Source organism: Streptomyces sp. NPDC014889 (assembly GCF_043081205.1).
Lineage (GTDB): Bacteria > Actinomycetota > Actinomycetes > Streptomycetales > Streptomycetaceae > Streptomyces.
Genome location: NZ_JBIBWH010000001.1, coordinates 375054 through 391111, shown reverse-complemented (window position 1 = coordinate 391111; position 16058 = coordinate 375054). Strand labels below are relative to the sequence as shown.

Here is a 16058-nt window from a genome sequence, read left to right as displayed (position 1 = left end):
GACACGGCCGGGGTTAACGGCCCGAACTCGATCTTCGGCGTGGCGTTTCGGGAGCCCGCGTCCCGACGCCCCGCGTTACATACGGTAATTATCCAACATGCGTTCATTGTCGGCCTATGTGAGTCTGGTCCCGGCCCTGGCCCCGAGATCCCCCACAGGAGGCTGATCACCATGGCCAAGAACCGCAAGCAGGACCGCAGCCGGCAGAAGGCGTCCGTGGCCGCGAACGGCCCGCAGGAGACTGAGCACTCCGCGTCGGAACCGCAGGCCGAACATCACGCCCACGGGCCGCAGACCAGTCCGACTGCCATGGCCCGCAAGGGACGTCAGAAGCGCTTCGGCCACAACTGACTCCCGTCCGTGGACTGTTGAGCAAGTGCGGTAATCGACGAGGGGCGTACCCGATGCGCACGGGCACGCCCCTCGTTCATGTCAGCCGGCCAGGCACGACGGGCCGAGCAGGACCTTCAGATCGCCGAACAGCGCGGGATCCGGCTTGACCCGGTGCCGGTCCAGGCGCAGCACCGTCGTCCTGCTGGGCCCCTGGAGCCTGATGCGGACCTCGCTGTCGCCCTTGTGGTGGCTGAGGATCTCGCCGAGGCGGCTGACCATGGGCGGGGTCACCTTCAGGGCGGGGATGGTGAGGATCACCGGCGCGTTGCTCCCCGCGTTCGACAGGTCGGGAATCATCAGCTCCATCGCCACCAGGCGGGGCACGTCCTCCCGCTTGTCGAGGCGGCCCTTGACGAACACCACGGCATCCTCGACGAGTTGCGTGGACACCAGTTGGTAGGTCGCCGGGAAGAACATGCACTCGATGGAGCCGGCCAGGTCCTCGACGGTGGCGATCGCCCAGGCGTTGCCCTGCTTGGTCATCTTGCGCTGGAGGCCGGAGATGATGCCGCCGATGGTGACGACCGCTCCGTCGGCGTGCTCGCCGCCGGTGAGCTGGGAGATGCCCGCGTCGGCCTTGTCCGCGAGGACGTGTTCGAGGCCGAACAGCGGGTGGTCGGAGACGTAGAGACCGAGCATCTCCCGCTCCTGGGCGAGCAGATACGTCTTGTCCCACTCCTCGGAGGAGAATTCCACGTCGAGGCCGAAGCCGGGCTCGCTGCTGGTCTCCTCGCCCATGCCGCCGAAGAGGTCGAACTGGCCCTCGGCCTCCTTGCGCTTGACCGCGACCACGTTGTCGATCATCGGCTCGTACTGCGCGGTGAGGCCCTTGCGGGTGTGCCCCATCTCGTCGAAGGCGCCGGCCTTGATCAGCGACTCGGTGGTGCGCTTGTTGCAGACCACCGCCTCGACCTTGTCGAGGTAGTCGGGGAACGAGACGTACTTCCCCTTGGCCTTGCGGGACTTGATGATGGACTCGACGACGTTGGTGCCGACGTTGCGCACGGCGGACAGGCCGAAGAGGATCACGTCGTCGCCCTGCGCGGCGAAGTTCGACTGGGACTCGTTGACGTTGGGCGGGAGCACCCGGATGCCCATGCGGCGGCACTCGTTGAGGTAGACCGCCGACTTGTCCTTGTCGTCCTTGACGGAGGTCAGCAGGCCGGCCATGTACTCGGCGGGGTGATTGGCCTTCAGATAGGCGGTCCAGTAGGACACCAGGCCGTACGCGGCCGAGTGGGCCTTGTTGAACGCGTAGCCGGCGAAGGGGACCAGCACGTCCCACAGGGCCTGGATGGCCTCGTCGCTGAAGCCCTTCTTGCGGGCGCCGGACTGGAAGATGACGAAGTTCTTCTCCAGTTCCTCCGGCTTCTTCTTGCCCATCACGCGCCGCAGCACGTCGGCCTCGCCGAGCGTGTAGCCGGCGACGATCTGGGCGGCCTTCTGCACCTGCTCCTGATAGACGATCAGGCCGTAGGTGACGTCCAGGACCTCCTTGAGCGGCTCCTCCAGCTCCGGGTGGATGGGCGTGATCTCCTGCTGGCCGTTCTTGCGCAGCGCGTAGTTGGTGTGGGAGTTCATGCCCATCGGGCCCGGCCGGTACAGGGCCGAGACGGCGGAGATGTCCTCGAAGTTGTCGGGCTTCATCAGGCGCAGCAGGGAGCGCATGGGGCCGCCGTCGAACTGGAAGACGCCGAGGGTGTCGCCGCGCTGGAGCAGTTCGAAGGTCTTGGGGTCGTCCAGCGGGAGGCCGAGGAGATCGATGTCGATCCCCTTGTTGGACTTCACCATCTTCACGGCGTCGTCCATGATCGTGAGGTTGCGCAGGCCGAGGAAGTCCATCTTCAGCAGGCCGAGCGACTCGCAGCTCGGGTAGTCCCACTGCGTGATGGTCACGCCGTCGGTGTGCCTGACCCAGACCGGGACGTGCTCGGTGATGGTCTCGCTGGACATGATCACGCCGGCCGCGTGCACGCCCATCTGCCGGACCAGGCCCTCCACGCCGCGCGCGGTGTCGATGACCTTCTTCACGTCCGGCTCGTTCTCGTACATCGAGCGGACCTCGCCCGCCTCCGAGTAGCGGGGGTGCTCGGGGTCGGTGATGCCGGACAGCGGGATGCCCTTGCCGAGGACGTCGGCGGGCATGGCCTTGGTGATGCGGTCGCCCATGGCGTACGGGTAGCCCAGCACGCGCGCGGAGTCCTTGATCGCGTTCTTGGCCTTGATGGTGCCGTAGGTGCCGATCATGGCGACCTTGTCGGCGCCGTACTTCTCCGTCACGTACCTGATCACCTCGACGCGCCTGCGCTCGTCGAAGTCGATGTCGACGTCGGGCATGGAGATGCGCTCGGGGTTGAGGAACCGCTCGAAGATCAGGCCGTGCGGGATCGGGTCGAGGTCGGTGATGCCGAGCGCGTAGGCGACGATCGAGCCGGCCGCGGAGCCTCGTCCCGGGCCGACCGCGATGCCGTTGTTCTTGGCCCACATGATGAAGTCGGCGACCACGAGGAAGTAGCCCGGGAACCCCATCTGGATGATGACGTCCATCTCGTACTCGACCTGCTTCTGGCGGTCCTCGGGGATGCCGCCGGGGAAGCGGCGCTCCATGCCGCGGCGGACCTCCTCCTTGAACCAGGTGACCTCGGTGTAGCCCTCGGGGATGTCGAACTTGGGCATGAGGTCGCGCTTCTCGAACATGCCGGTGGTGTCGACCATCTCGGCGACGAGGAGCGTGTTGGCGCAGCCCTCCTGCCAGGCGTCCGAGGAGTCGATGGCGTACATCTCCTCGGTGGACTTCAGGTAGTAGCCGGTGCCGTCGAACTTGAAGCGGTCGGGGTCGGAGAGGTTCTTGCCGGTCTGGATGCACAGCAGGGCGTCGTGGGCGACGGCCTCGTGCGCGTAGGTGTAGTGCGAGTCGTTGGTGACCAGGGGCGGGATGCCGAGCTTCCGGCCGATCTCCAGCAGGCCGTCGCGGACCTTGCGCTCGATGTCGATGCCGTGGTCCATCAGCTCCAGGAAGTAGCGGTCCTTGCCGAAGATGTCCTGGTAGTCGGCGGCGGCCTTCAGTGCCTCGTCGAAGTGGCCGAGGCGCAGCCGGGTCTGCACCTCGCCGGAGGGGCAGCCGGTGGAGGCGACGATGCCCTCGGACCACTGGGCGATGGTCTCCTTGTCCATCCGGGGCCACTTCTGGAGCCAGCCCTCGGCGTAGGCGTCGGAGGAGAGGCGGAAGATGTTGTGCAGGCCGGTCCTGTTCACCGCCCACATCGTCTTGTGGGTGTAACCGCCGGAACCGGAGATGTCGTCCCGCTTCTGGTGCGGCTGGCCCCACAGGATCTTGCGCTTGTTGCGCCGGGACTCGGGGGCGACATACGCCTCGATCCCGATGATCGGGGTGACTCCGGCCTTCTTCGCGGTGTGGAAGAAGTCGTACGCCCCGTGGAGGTTGCCGTGGTCGGACATGGCGATGTGCGTCATGCCCATCTCGTTGCACGCGTTGAACATGTCCTTCAGCCGCGCGGCACCGTCCAGCAGCGAGTACTGGGTGTGGACGTGCAGGTGCGTGAACGGCGGCTTCGACACGGTTCGGCCTCCATGGACAACATAGACGACGGGCTGCGGGCAGTCTGGTGGACAGCGTCGAAGTCTATGCCCCGGCACTGACACGCGACCGCGTTCCAGCCGTACCTTCGGGCGGGACCGCGCGGGCACTCCGCCGCACCGCCGGACGTTGGTGTGGGGGAACGCCCCTGCCGGACCCACTCCACACGCCATGCACCACCTGCACCAGGAGGCACTCCGCGATGTCAGCGATGTCGGTCCCCCAGCTCAGCGACGAGCAGCGCGGCAAGGAGATCATCGCCGTCCTCGACAGCGCCTTCGGCGAGCTCCTGGCCGACGAGCCGGCCGCGTTCGACATGAGGTTGCGCAGGATGGCGGCCTCGGCCCTCGCGTTCCACCGGGGCACGGCCTGTCTCTTCCACCACGACCTGGGTGCCGACCGGCGCGGCGGTCCGTACCTGGACGACCGCACCTCGCGGGTGTGGATCCACGGCGATCTGCACGCGGAGAGCTTCGGCACCTACATGGACGCCGACGGCCGGCTGGTCTTCAGCGCCACCGGCTTCGACGAGGCCTACGTCGGCCCCTTCACCTGGGACCTCAAGCGGTTCGCCGCCTCCCTCGCCGTCCTCGGGTACGCCAAGGCGCTCAGCGACGAGCGGATCACCGAGCTGGTGACGCTGTACGCGACCGCGTACCGCGACCGGATCCACGCCCTGGCCACCGGCGCCAAGAGCGACGAGGTGCCGCCCTTCACCCTCGACACCGCCGACGGCCCCCTCCTGGACACCCTGCGTGACGCCCGCTCGCTGACCCGTGCCGGGCTGCTGGAGTCCATGACCGGGATCCGCGACTTCGAGCGCCGCTTCGCGCCCGTCGGCGGCGCGGTCGAGCTGGACGCCGCCACCCGGTACAAGGTCCTCGCGGCCTTCGACGGCTATCTGGAGACCCTGCCGGAGGCGTCGCTGGCCCGCCCGGAGTCCTACCGCGTCAAGGACGTCGTCGGCCGCCGCGGGATCGACCCGGCCGGACTGTCGTACGACATCCTCCTGGAGGGGCCGAGCGACGCTCTGGAGCACGACGTGGTGATCTCCGTCCAGCGGGCCCGCACCCCGGCGGCCGCCCGGCATGTCACGGACCAGGCGATCCACGACCACTTCCAGCACGAGGGCCACCGCACGGTGGTCTGCCGCCGCGCCCTCCAGGCGCACACCGACCCGTGGCTGGGCTGGACCGAGCTGGACGGGGTGGGCCGGCTGGTCACCGAGGTCTCGCCGTACGCCGTGGACCTGGACTGGGACGCCGTGGACGACGGCTACGACCCGGAGGAGATCGAGCAGGTGGTCGCCGACCTGGGCCGGGCCACGGCCGCCATGCACGCGGCGGCGGACGACACCTCGGGCGAGTCGCTGGTGCCGTTCTCCACCGAGCGGGCCATCGACGCGGCGATCGCGGGCGACGAGGAGGGCTTCGCGCCGCTGCTGGTCGAGTTCGCGCACGCCTACGGCGAACGCGCGCGTGCCGACCACCGCATTTTCGTGGAGCTGCTTCGCAACGGGCAGATTCCGGGTCTGTGACGGATGGGCCCGCACAGGAACCCTTTAGGGGTCCCTTACCGCCCCGCATGACAGACTCTTGTCTCGCTATGGACATATCCGGGATCAGACTCAGGGCCGTGCGCGCGGCGCTGTTCACGGCCGTGGTCGTGACGCTCAGCACCGCGTCGCACGTGCTGCTGTCCCGGGTACCGCTGCCGCTGAACACGGTGGCCGCGGTCGCGGCCGCCGTGTTCCTGCTCGCCTACGCCCTGGCCGGCCGCGAGCGCGGCTTCGGGCGGATCGCCGCCCTGCTGGTCCCGCTCGAGCTGGCCGCCGACACCGTCTTCACCACCGGACAGCACCTCTGTTACGGCCCCGCGGGCGGACCGGTCGCCGGCCCCCTGCGTTCGGTCGGCCTCGACGTGCTGTGCGGCGGCCACACCGACGTCGGCACCCCGCTGGCCCGGATGACCGGCGCCGACTCCGGCCGGCTGACCGCCCTGCTCGCGCACGCCGACCCGGCCACGGCCTGGCTGCTGCTGGCCGCGCACATCGGCGTCGGCCTGCTCGCGGCCGGCTGGCTGCGCCGCGGCGAGCGGGCACTCGCCCAGCTCCTGTGCGCGGTGGCCGCCACCACCTTCCGGCCGCTGCTGCTCGCGGTGGCGGCGGTCACGGTGCGCCGCACCCGCTCGGCGGTACGGCCGGCGCGGCCGGCGCCGCTGATCGCCACGCCGCGCGCCCGCATCCTCGTGTACTCCCTGGGACGGCGCGGACCGCCGTGCCCGGACGCCCTCGCGTTCCTCTGAGCGACGACCCCGGGCGCCCCGAGCACGACCAGTCCCCCTTCGTACCCCGCGCAGGAAGCTGCGCGTCCCACAGGAGAACACCACCATGAGCAAGCGGAACAGCCAGTCGGCGAAGACGGCGGCCCGGGAGCGGCTGCGCGAGGAGCGCGAGCGCGAGGCCAAGCGGGCCAAGATCAAGCGGCAGATCACCGTGGCCGGCGCGGTCGTGGTCGTGCTGGCCGCGGCCGGCGGCATCGGCTACGCCGTCGTCCAGGCCAACAAGCCCGGCCACTGGGAGGCCGTGAAGGACGAGAAGGTCGTCGCCCCGGCCAACACCACCGGCACCGACGGCACGACCGTGGTCATCGGCAAGAGCTCGGCCCAGAAGACCCTCAAGATCTACGAGGACCCGCGCTGCCCGATCTGCGGCCAGTTCGAGGAGGCGGTCGGCGCGACCGTCAAGAAGGACGTCGACGACGGCAAGTTCAAGCTCCAGTACATCGGCGGCACCTTCATCGACAACCACGACAACGGCGAGGGCTCCAAGAACGCGATGAGCGCCATGGGCGCCGCGCTCAACGTCAGCCCCGAGGCGTTCATCGAGTACAAGTCCGCCCTGTACTCGCAGAAGTGGCACCCGGAGGAGACCGACGACAAGTTCAAGAACGACGACTACCTCATCAAGGTGGCGGACACCGTTCCGGCCCTGAAGGGCAACGCGTCGTTCCGCGACGCCGTCAAGAGCGGCAAGTACGACGCCTGGGCCGTCGCCATGTCGAAGACCTTCGACAACAACAAGGACGGTGTGACCGGCACCCCGAGCCTGGTCATGGACGGCAAGAAGGTGACCACGCCCGGCACCGACAACCCGCCGATGACGGCGGACGAGTTCAACGCGGCGGTGGACACGGCCCTCAAGGGCTGACCCTGACCCGGGCCGGGGCCGGGAACGCCTAAGCGCCCCGGTCGTTCCCGTCGAGTTCCGCGAGGAAGCCGAGTGCCACCCGCCAGGTGGCCTCGGCGGCCTCCGCGTCGTAGTCCGGCAGGTCGGGGTCGGTGTAGAGGTGACCGGCCCCGGCGTAGCGGTAGACCTCCACGTCGGCGCCGGTCCGGCCCATCTGGAGGTACCAGGCGCTCAGCCAGTCGTCCGGCTCGAACGGGTCGGGTTCGGCCACGTGCAGCTGGACGGGCAGGCCGTCGGCGCTCGCGTTCGGCGCGACGTCCGAGGTGCCGTGCAGCAGGAGCAGCCCGCGGGCCCTCTCGTCGCCGAGGGCCAGCGTCTGGGCGGTGGCGGCCCCGAACGAGAACCCGGCGTAGACCAGGCCGCGCTCCGAGTAGGGCGCCGCGGCCAGCACGGCCCGCTTGAGCAGTTCGTCCTTGCCGATCGACTCCTGGCAGGCCGTGCCCTCCTCGACCGTGTCGAACGTACGGCCCTCGAAGAGGTCCGGCGTCCACACCGCGTGCCCGGCGGAACGCAGCCGGTCCGCGGCCTGGCGCACCGCGGGTCCGAGGCCGTAGGTCGAATGGAAGAGCACGATGTTCATGAGCCCATGGTGCCAGCCGGGTACGACAGCGTCCCGCCCGGCCGGGGGCGCGTCCGCCCGGGGCCCGGGGAGAGGATCGTCACAGCGCCCCCGGCCCTACCCGCGATCTTCACGCTCACACATGTTCACACCGCGCGTCGCGGGTTAGGTTCGCAGGCATGGAGAACGTACTCCGCCCCCTGATCGTTGTCGGCGGCTCGGTCGTCCTCACTCTGGTCATCGGCTGGGCCACCGACCTGCTGCTGCGCAAGGCCGACGAACGGCACCACGACGAACCGCTGTGGGGCCTGCTGCGCCGTGCCCGCGTCCCCTACCAGCTCGTGCTGTGCGCCGCCCTGCTCCGCGGCTCCTACGACCAGGCCGAGCTGCTGGAGGAGCACCGGGTCGGGATCGGCCGGACGCTGACCCTGGTGCTGATCGGGTCGGCGGCCTGGCTGGTGATCCGGATCGCGGGGGCCGTCGTCGAGACCACGTACACGCGGTACGCCAACTCCCGCGCCCACCGGGATCCGGCCCGGGTGCGGCGGGTGCGCACCCAGGTCGAGCTGATCATGCGGGTGGTCTCGGCGGTGGTCATCGTGGTGGCGGCGGCCTCGATGCTGCTGACCTTCCCGGCGATGCGCGCGGCCGGCGCCTCTCTGCTGGCCTCGGCCGGTCTCCTCGGCATCGTCGCCGGTGTCGCCGCGCAGTCCACGCTGAGCAACATGTTCGCGGGGCTGCAGATCGCCTTCGGCGACATGGTGCGGATCGGCGACACCGTGGTCGTCGACGGCGAGTGGGGCACGGTCGAGGAGATCACGCTGACCTTCCTGACGGTACGGACCTGGGACGAGCGCCGGATCACCATGCCGGTGTCGTACTTCACGTCCAACCCGTTCGAGAACTGGTCGCGCGGCACGCCGCAGATGACCGGCACCGTCTACTTCCACCTCGACCACTGCGCGCCGATGGACGCGATGCGCGAGAAGCTGCGCGACATCCTGCGCGAGTGCCCGGCCTGGGACGGCCGCGCCTACAACCTGGTGGTCACGGACACGACGCCGACGACGATGGAGGTACGGGCCCTGGTGACGGCGAAGGACGCCGGCGACATCTGGACGGTGCGGGTCGAGGTCCGCGAGCAGCTGCTGCGCTGGCTCTCCGAGCACCACCCCTACGCCCTCCCCCGCATCAACACGGCCGAGGCCGTCCCGCCCCCGGCCCGCCACGACGGCACGTCCCGCCCCGCCTTCGAGAAGTCCCGGACCGGCCCCACCTGATCCCCGGGCCGTGGAATCAGTGGCCGCGTTCCGCGCCGCCGTTCACCTGGATGATCTGGGAGGTGATGTGGGCGGCGGACGGGGAGGCGAGCCAGTGGAGGGTGGCGGCGATGTCGCCCGGGGTGCCGGGACGGCCGGTGGAGGTCTCGCCGACGAGGCGTTCGCGGCGGGCGTCGTCCATCGAGTCGCCGAAGAAGTCGGTGTCCTCGACGTACCCGGGTGCGACCAGGTTCACCGTGATCCCGCGCGGCCCCAACTGGCGGGCCAGATCGTGGGCGTAGGGGTGCAGGGCGGCCTTGGAGGCGGCGTAGGCGCCGCTGCCCGAACCGCGGTAGGCGGCGATGGAGCTGAGGAACAGCACCCGGCCGCCCGGTTCGGCGAGCCGCTCCTTGAGGGCCTCCGTGAGCAGCACCGCGGTCAGGGTGTTGATCCGGAAGTTCACCATCCAGTTGTCGGCGACGAGTTCGAGGGGATCCTCCCGCTCCACCCGCGGCTCCAGCCGTCCCGACCCCCCGGCGCTGTGGATCAGCACGTCCACCGCCCCGAGTTCGCCGGCCACGAACCGGGCGACCGACCGCACCCCGGCCACGTCACCCACGTCGGCGGCGAACGTCAGCGCGCCCGGCACCCCGGCCCTGTGCAGCACCTCGGCCCGCCGCCCGAGCAGCAGCACCCGGTCCCCGTCGGCCGCGAAGGTCCGCGCCGCGGCGAGTCCGATCCCCGTACCGCCCCCGCTGATGACGACATTGCGACTCATGGCCGGAGCGTACCGAGACGGCGCCTGCCGGTCCCGGACGCCGAGCGCGGCTCACCGCAGACTGCGTACGTCCAGGTGGCGCAGTACCCGGTCCACGATCTCCGGATCGGCCCCCGGCTCCCTGCGCGCCGCCAGCACCTCGTGCCGCGCCGCGCTCAGCATCTCGCTCTGGATCCGCCGCAGCCGCCTCAGCCGCCGTACGCGCTTGTCGTGGCCCTCCCTGCGCTCCTCCTCGCCCCACTGAGGGCTGATCCGCAGCCCGATGTCGAAGGCCCGCCGCAGCATCTGCTCCGACAGTTCCTCCGGCAGTTCCTCGACCGCCTCGATCTCACGCAGCCGCCGCCTCGCCGCCCGCGCCGCCCGCGCCGCCAGCTCCTCCTCGAACTCCTTCTCCCGTTCGGTGTCCGCCCGCACCCCCAGCCGTTTGACCAGCCACGGCAGCGTGAGCCCCTGAAGCACCAGCGTCGCCATGATCACCCCGAAGGCGATGAACACGATCTCGTCCCGGTCGGGGAAGGGCCCGCCGCCGTCCGTCTTCAGCGGAATGGCCAGGGCGAGCGCCACCGAGGCCACGCCGCGCATCCCGGACCACCACATGACGACGGTCTCCCGCCAGGTCATGGGGATGTCCTCCTCGTAGTCCCGCCGCGCGTGCAGCCGTCTGGTGAGCCAGGTGGCCGGCAGCAGCCACACCAGCCGTACGAGCACCACCACACCCACGACCACGCCCGCCCAGCCCAGCAGCTCGCCCCACCGTCCCGAGGCGGTGCGCAGCGCGTTGTGCAGTTCGAGGCCGATCAGCCCGAACGCGACCCCGGTGACGAGCGTGTCCACGACGTCCCAGACGGTGTGCCCGGCCAGCCGGGTCAGCACGTCGTCGGCGTCGGAGGCGTACTCGGCCAGGAACAGCGCGGTGGTGAGCACGGCGAGGACGCCGGAGCCGTGCAGCTCCTCGGCCAGCACGTAGGAGGCGTACGGCACGAGCAGCGTCAGCCCGATCTGCAGGGTCGGGTCCCCCAGCAGGTCCAGCACCTTGTTCGTGCCCCAGCCGAGCAGCATGCCCATGGCCACCGCCACCACCGCGGACAGCACCAGGTCGAGCCCGGCCCGCCAGGCCGAGAACTCCCCGCTGACGGCGGCGGCGATGGCCACGTGGTAGAGGACGATGGCGGTGACGTCGTTGAACAGCCCCTCGCCCTCCAGGATCGACACCAGGCGGCGCGGCAGCCCGAGCTGCCCGGCCACCGCGGTCGCCGCCACCGGGTCGGGCGGCGCGACCAGCGCGCCCAGGGCCACGGCGGCGGCGACGGACAGCCCCGGCACGATGGCGTGCGAGACGAGGGCGACACAGAAGGTGGTGACGAACACCAGCGCCACGGCCAGCAGGAAGATCGGCCGTTTGTGCGCGGTGAACTGCCGCCAGGAGGTGCGCCGTACGGCGGCGTAGAGCAGCGGCGGCAGCAGGGCCGGCAGGATCAGGGCGGGCGGGATGTCGACGTTGGGCACGAAGTCGAGCACGGCGAGGCCGATCCCGAGCAGCGTCATCAGGACCGGCGAGGGCAGCCCGAACCGCTCGCCGACCGGGACGCTGATCACGGCCCCCAGCAACACGACGAACAGCAGGGCCAACTGATCCACGCTCAGCGCTCCGGGACGTCGGACGTTCACACGACAGGTTTCAAGCCTGCCATGCCGCCCCGCTCACCGGCGGTTTCGGACGCGGGCTACAGCGCGCGCCGCATCGCGCGGTGCGGGATGCCCGCGTCGGGGAACTCCGGCCCGTACGCCGTGTACCCCAGCCGCTCGTAGAAGCCGAGCGCGTGGCTCTGCGCGTGCAGGTCCACCGCCGTGAGGCCACGCGCGCGTGCCGCGTCCTCGATGGCGCGCACCAGGGCCGCGCCGACGCCGAGACCGCGGGCGTCCCCGGTGACGGCGAGCCGCCCCAGGGAGCCGAGCGCCGGGTCGCCGCCGGTCTTCTCGGCGGCCTCCGCGCCGTACAGCAGCCGTCCGGTGCCGAGCGGCACGCCGTCCTCGCGGACCGCCAGCACGTGCACGGCGACGGCGTCGTACTCGTCGTACTCGATGTCCTGCGGGACGCCCTGCTCGACGACGAAGACCTCCTTGCGCACCGCGAAGCAGGCCTCGCGGTCGGCGGGGTCGTCGGCGACCCGCACCTCGTACGGCGAGGTCATGCGTACGTCTCCTCGCGGACCTGGTCCAGGGCCTCCTGGAGGTCCTCGGGATAGTCGCTGGAGAACTCCGCCCACTGGCCGTCGCCGGGGTGCTCGAAGCCGAGCCGGACCGCGTGCAGCCACTGGCGGGTCAGCCTCAGCCGCTTGGCGAGGGTGGGGTCGGCGCCGTAGGTGAGGTCGCCGACGCAGGGGTGGCGGTGGGCGGCCATGTGGACGCGGATCTGGTGGGTGCGCCCGGTCTCCAGCTTGACGTCGAGCAGGGAGGCGGCCCGGAAGGCCTCGATCAGGTCGTAGTGCGTGACGGACGGCTTGCCGTCGGCGGTGACCGCCCACTTGTAGTCGTGGTTCGGGTGCCGGCCGATGGGCGCGTCGATGGTGCCGCTGGTCGGGTCGGGGTGGCCCTGGACCAGGGTGTGGTAGCGCTTGTCGACCGTGCGCTCCTTGAACTGGCGCTTGAGCGACGTGTACGCGTACTCGGACTTGGCGACCACCATCAGGCCGGAGGTGCCGACGTCGAGGCGGTGCACGATGCCCTGGCGCTCGGCGGCGCCGGAGGTGGAGATGCGGTAGCCGGCCGCCGCGAGGCCGCCGATCACGGTCGGGCCGGACCAGCCGGGGCTGGGGTGCGCGGCGACGCCGACCGGCTTGACGATCACGACCACGTCGTCGTCGTCGTGCACGATCTCCATGCCCTCGACCGGCTCGGCGACCACCTGCACGGGCGCGGGTGCCTGCGGCATCTCGACCTCGAGCCAGGCGCCGCCGTGCACCCGCTCGGACTTGCCGGCCACCGTGCCGTCGACCAGCACCTTGCCCGCGGCGGCCAGTTCCGCCGCCTTCGTACGGGAGAAGCCGAACATCCGGGAGATGGCGGCGTCGACGCGCTCGCCCTCCAGGCCTTCGGGCACGGGCAGGGTACGGATCTCGGGAAGCGTGCTCACCCGTCGAGTATGCCGGACCGGTCCGGCGGTCCCGTCCCGGGCTCAGTCCTTGTGGACGGTCCCGTCCGGGTCGAGGCCGCGGAAGGAGAGCAGCACGATCAGGATGCCGCCGCACACGATCGCCGAGTCCGCGAGGTTGAACACGGCGAAGTGCTTGGGCGAGATGAAGTCGACGACGGCGCCCTCGAAGACGCCCGGCGCGCGGAAGAGCCGGTCGGTGAGGTTGCCCAGCGCGCCGCCGAGCAGCAGGCCGAGCGCGATGGCCCAGGGCAGGCTGTACAGCTTGCGCGCGAGGCGGGCGATCACCACGATCACGGCGGCCGCGATGACCGTGAAGATCACGGTGAAGGCCTCGCCGAAGCCGAAGGCGGCGCCCGCGTTGCGGATCGCCTCCAGTTGCAGCCAGTCGCCGATGAGCCGGATCGGCGGGCGGTGCTCCAGCTTGGCGACCACGAGCATCTTGCTGGCCAGGTCGAGGGCGTAGGCGATGACCGCGACCGTGAACAGCACGGCGATACGGCGCCGGCCGCGGGGCCGCTCGGCGGCGGAGCCCCGTCCGTCCGCGCCGGCCGGCGTCCCGCTCGTCCCGTCCCGGCCCGCCGCCGTGCCGCCGGTGCCGGGCCCGCCGGCCGGGGCCTGGGTCCCTTCGGCGCCGGACGGGCCGCCCGGGGCGGCGTCCCCTCCGGGTCGCTGCCGCCCCGCTCCCGCCGCCCCCGGAGTGTCCGGCGTACCGATGATGCGCTCCGCCTCTGCCACGTGAGTCCCTTGACCTAGGTGCCTGACTGAGGACGAGACTACGGCACGCCTCGCACCCGGTTCAGTACCGGCGTTCCTGCTTCTGCTTGCACTCCACGCACAGGGTGGCCCGCGGGAAAGCCTGCATGCGGGCCTTGCCGATGGGATTGCCGCAGTTCTCGCACAGGCCGTAGGTGCCCGCGTCGAGCCGTTGCAGGGCCCGCTCGGTCTGGGTGAGCATCTCGCGCGCGTTGGCGGCCAGCGCCATCTCGTGCTCGCGCGTGATGTTCTTGCTGCCGGTGTCCGCCTCGTCGTCGCCCGCGCCGTCGCCCGAGTCCCGCATCAGGCCCGCGAGGGACTCCTCGGACGAGGTGATCTCGGTGCTCAGCCGCTCCATCTCGGACTCCAGTTCCGCGCGGGCCTCCGAGACCTCCTCGAGGGTCCAGGGATCCTCGCCCGGGCGCACCGGGAGGTCGCCCGGGTCCACCGCCGCGGCGATGCGTGCCTTGGGCACGGCGGTCTTGGCCGCCGCGGCCGTGCCAGGGGTCTTCTTCGCAACCACTGTCGTGGCTCCCGTCTGCTTCGCGGCCCGCGCCGCGCCCGCCTTCTTGGCCGTCCTCTTCCTGCCCGCACCAGCACCGGAGACACCAGGAGCCACAACATGCCCCACACTGTCCCCGTCCCCCGCCCCGCCGCCCCGGTCGGGCACCGTCCCCGCGCGCCCTTTACGGCCGGCCTTCCGGGTCCCCGCCTCCTCGACGACGGCACCGTCGGCGCCCGCCCCCGCCCCGTCACCGCCACCCTGCCGGCCGGCCCGCTCGTCCCCGGCGGCCGCGCCCCCGCCGGCAGTGACCACCGCACCGCGAGCGCCCTTGCCGCCCACCTTCCGGGCGGCCTCCTTCCCGGCCGTGCTCCGGGCGCCCGGCTTCTCGGCGGCGGCGCCGGGGGCACCCGCGCCATCGCCACCGGCCTGCCTGCCCCCGTGCGCCCCGACCGCGGCACGCCCGGCCGCCGCGCGGGCGCCCGCTTCCCCGCCCGCGGGGTGCTTCTCCGCGGCCTCCGGCGCGGCATCGGCGTCCTTGCCCACGCCACGCCCGTGGGCCGCCGTCCCGGCGGACCTCTCACCGCCGGCGGTAGCCGCCTTCCCCGTACCCGGCCGCCGCTCGGCGGCGGCCTTCCTCGCGGCCGTCCGGCCGGTAGCGGCGCCCCTGCCGGCGGCCTCCGCCGCCGCGGGGCTCTCGGTGGTCTTCTCCCCCGCGTCCGGGCCTTCCGCGGGCATCGGCTCGACGGGGGGCTTTTCCGGCGTGGTCCGCCTGCTCGGGGACTTCCTCGTCGTGGCGCCCCTGGAGCGGGGCTCCTCGGCGGCGGGACGCCTTCCCGGCGCGGCCTTGCCCGCCGCCGGCTTCTTCGCCGCCGTCTTCCGCGGGCTCTTCGCGGGAGCCGGCGCTGCCGGCTCCCGGTGCGCCGCCGTCCTCTCCTCGGCGGCGGCCGGTTCCTCCTCGGCCTGCCTCCGCCCGGCGCGCCCGGCCGTGTTCCTCCTGGCCGTCGGGCCCCCACGCCCGCGTCCCGCCGCCGTCGCGGCCCTGGCCGTCTGCGCCTGCTCCGGCGTGACCCGCTCCTTCATGGCCACCGCCTCCTTCGCGGCCGTGCCTGCTGCCCCGGCCGCCGCTCGGGTGGTCTTCCCGGCCGCGCCGCCGGCGGCATCGCGGCCGGTGCCCCGGGACCTGCCGGACGCCGACTGCTCGGCGGTCTGCTTCGCCACCATGGCCGCGACCCCTTCACATATTGTGATCTTGCTCGCGAATCGTGCTGGGACGATAAATCGACTCGAGTCCCGCGGCAACGGGGCACGCCGCCCGATTCGCCCGCCTCGCGCGGATCGCGCGGCCGGCATGCATGCGTTGTGCCCAGCTCGCCGCCACGTAATCCGACCAGCCGCACGTCCTACGATCCGGACGGGAGCGCCGCGCCAACCGGGTCACCGCCGCTGCGGAAAACCCGGTCGCCGCCGGTCCGGAAATCGGGTCGGCCCCGGTCGCCGGAGCGCCGTACACTGGGCGGAGCGAAAAGCGTGGATGGGGACGAGTAGCGGCGTACGCAGCCCGAAGCGACCCGGGGACGGTGTGAGCCCGGGGGCGAGCGCGACGTGAAGATCACCCCGGAGCCGCCGGAAGAAAGCCCCAGCACCGAGCCAGGGGCCGGTAGAACCGGCATCGCGACCTCAATGAGGGGGCTCGTCGGAGCGTACGGCGCACCGGTGGGCCAAGGAGGGTGGTACCGCGGGAGCGCGCCGCACACGGCGTGGACAGCACAAAGGCTCTCGTCCCTCCGACGGAAGGCAGCACATCCGCCGGAG

13 protein-coding genes are annotated in these 16058 nt (G+C 71.5%); 5 read left to right on the top strand and 8 right to left on the bottom strand.

Annotated elements, in window-relative coordinates; all coding sequences use genetic code 11:
* Window positions 1-171: 171 nt before the first annotated feature.
* Entirely contained in the window at window positions 172-351 is a 180-nt protein-coding gene (locus ACF09J_RS01760; RefSeq protein WP_392303378.1) for a hypothetical protein, read from the top strand.
* Between the two features lie 81 nt (window positions 352-432).
* Here ACF09J_RS01760 and dnaE read toward each other — a convergent pair whose 3' ends face one another.
* Window positions 433-3972, bottom strand: a complete 3540-nt coding sequence (dnaE, locus tag ACF09J_RS01755; RefSeq protein ID WP_392303377.1) for a DNA polymerase III subunit alpha — start codon at window positions 3970-3972, stop codon at window positions 433-435.
* Between the two features lie 230 nt (window positions 3973-4202).
* Between dnaE and ACF09J_RS01750 the strand changes: the two genes are divergently transcribed.
* The 3 genes from ACF09J_RS01750 (at window position 4203) to ACF09J_RS01740 (ending at window position 7199) form a co-directional block, all read left to right on the top strand.
* Complete coding sequence (locus tag ACF09J_RS01750; RefSeq protein WP_392303635.1) at window positions 4203-5528, top strand: DUF2252 domain-containing protein; 1326 nt, start codon at window positions 4203-4205, stop codon at window positions 5526-5528.
* Window positions 5529-5596: 68 nt separating this feature from the next.
* Window positions 5597-6295 (top strand): hypothetical protein, encoded by a 699-nt coding sequence (locus ACF09J_RS01745; protein ID WP_392303376.1) that lies wholly within the window; start codon window positions 5597-5599, stop codon window positions 6293-6295.
* An 85-nt stretch (window positions 6296-6380) separates the two neighbouring features.
* The gene (locus ACF09J_RS01740) at window positions 6381-7199 is read left to right on the top strand and encodes a thioredoxin domain-containing protein (RefSeq protein ID WP_392303375.1); all 819 of its coding nucleotides are present in this window, start codon (window positions 6381-6383) and stop codon (window positions 7197-7199) included.
* A gap of 28 nt (window positions 7200-7227) precedes the next feature.
* On the opposite strand, the gene ACF09J_RS01735 is transcribed toward ACF09J_RS01740, so the two are convergent.
* A complete protein-coding gene (locus ACF09J_RS01735; RefSeq protein WP_392303374.1) occupies window positions 7228-7818 on the bottom strand; it encodes a dienelactone hydrolase family protein in 591 nt (196 codons plus the stop codon).
* Between the two features lie 158 nt (window positions 7819-7976).
* On the opposite strand from ACF09J_RS01735, the gene ACF09J_RS01730 reads away from it, so the two are divergent.
* Window positions 7977-9077 carry a mechanosensitive ion channel family protein gene (locus tag ACF09J_RS01730; protein ID WP_392303373.1) on the top strand — a complete coding sequence of 367 codons (1101 nt, stop codon included), beginning with the start codon at window positions 7977-7979 and terminating at the stop codon, window positions 9075-9077.
* 16 nt (window positions 9078-9093) lie between these two features.
* Here ACF09J_RS01730 and ACF09J_RS01725 read toward each other — a convergent pair whose 3' ends face one another.
* From ACF09J_RS01725 to ACF09J_RS01700, 6 genes are all read right to left on the bottom strand, one after another.
* Window positions 9094-9834: an SDR family NAD(P)-dependent oxidoreductase gene (locus tag ACF09J_RS01725; protein WP_392303372.1), complete on the bottom strand. Its 741-nt coding sequence runs from the start codon at window positions 9832-9834 to the stop codon at window positions 9094-9096.
* A 51-nt stretch (window positions 9835-9885) separates the two neighbouring features.
* Window positions 9886-11472, bottom strand: a complete 1587-nt coding sequence (locus ACF09J_RS01720; protein WP_392303371.1) for a Na+/H+ antiporter — start codon at window positions 11470-11472, stop codon at window positions 9886-9888.
* Window positions 11473-11558: 86 nt separating this feature from the next.
* Window positions 11559-12026, bottom strand: coding sequence for a GNAT family N-acetyltransferase (locus ACF09J_RS01715; protein ID WP_392303370.1), 468 nt, complete (start codon window positions 12024-12026; stop codon window positions 11559-11561).
* Window positions 12023-12967, bottom strand: a complete 945-nt coding sequence (locus ACF09J_RS01710) for an RluA family pseudouridine synthase (protein WP_392303369.1) — start codon at window positions 12965-12967, stop codon at window positions 12023-12025. Before ACF09J_RS01710 ends, ACF09J_RS01715 begins: the two co-directional genes overlap by 4 nt.
* Window positions 12968-13009: 42 nt before the next feature.
* Window positions 13010-13723 (bottom strand): signal peptidase II, encoded by a 714-nt coding sequence (gene lspA, locus ACF09J_RS01705; RefSeq protein WP_392303368.1) that lies wholly within the window; start codon window positions 13721-13723, stop codon window positions 13010-13012.
* 61 nt (window positions 13724-13784) lie between these two features.
* Window positions 13785-14789 (bottom strand): TraR/DksA family transcriptional regulator, encoded by a 1005-nt coding sequence (locus ACF09J_RS01700; protein WP_392303634.1) that lies wholly within the window; start codon window positions 14787-14789, stop codon window positions 13785-13787.
* Window positions 14790-16058 lie beyond the last annotated feature (1269 nt).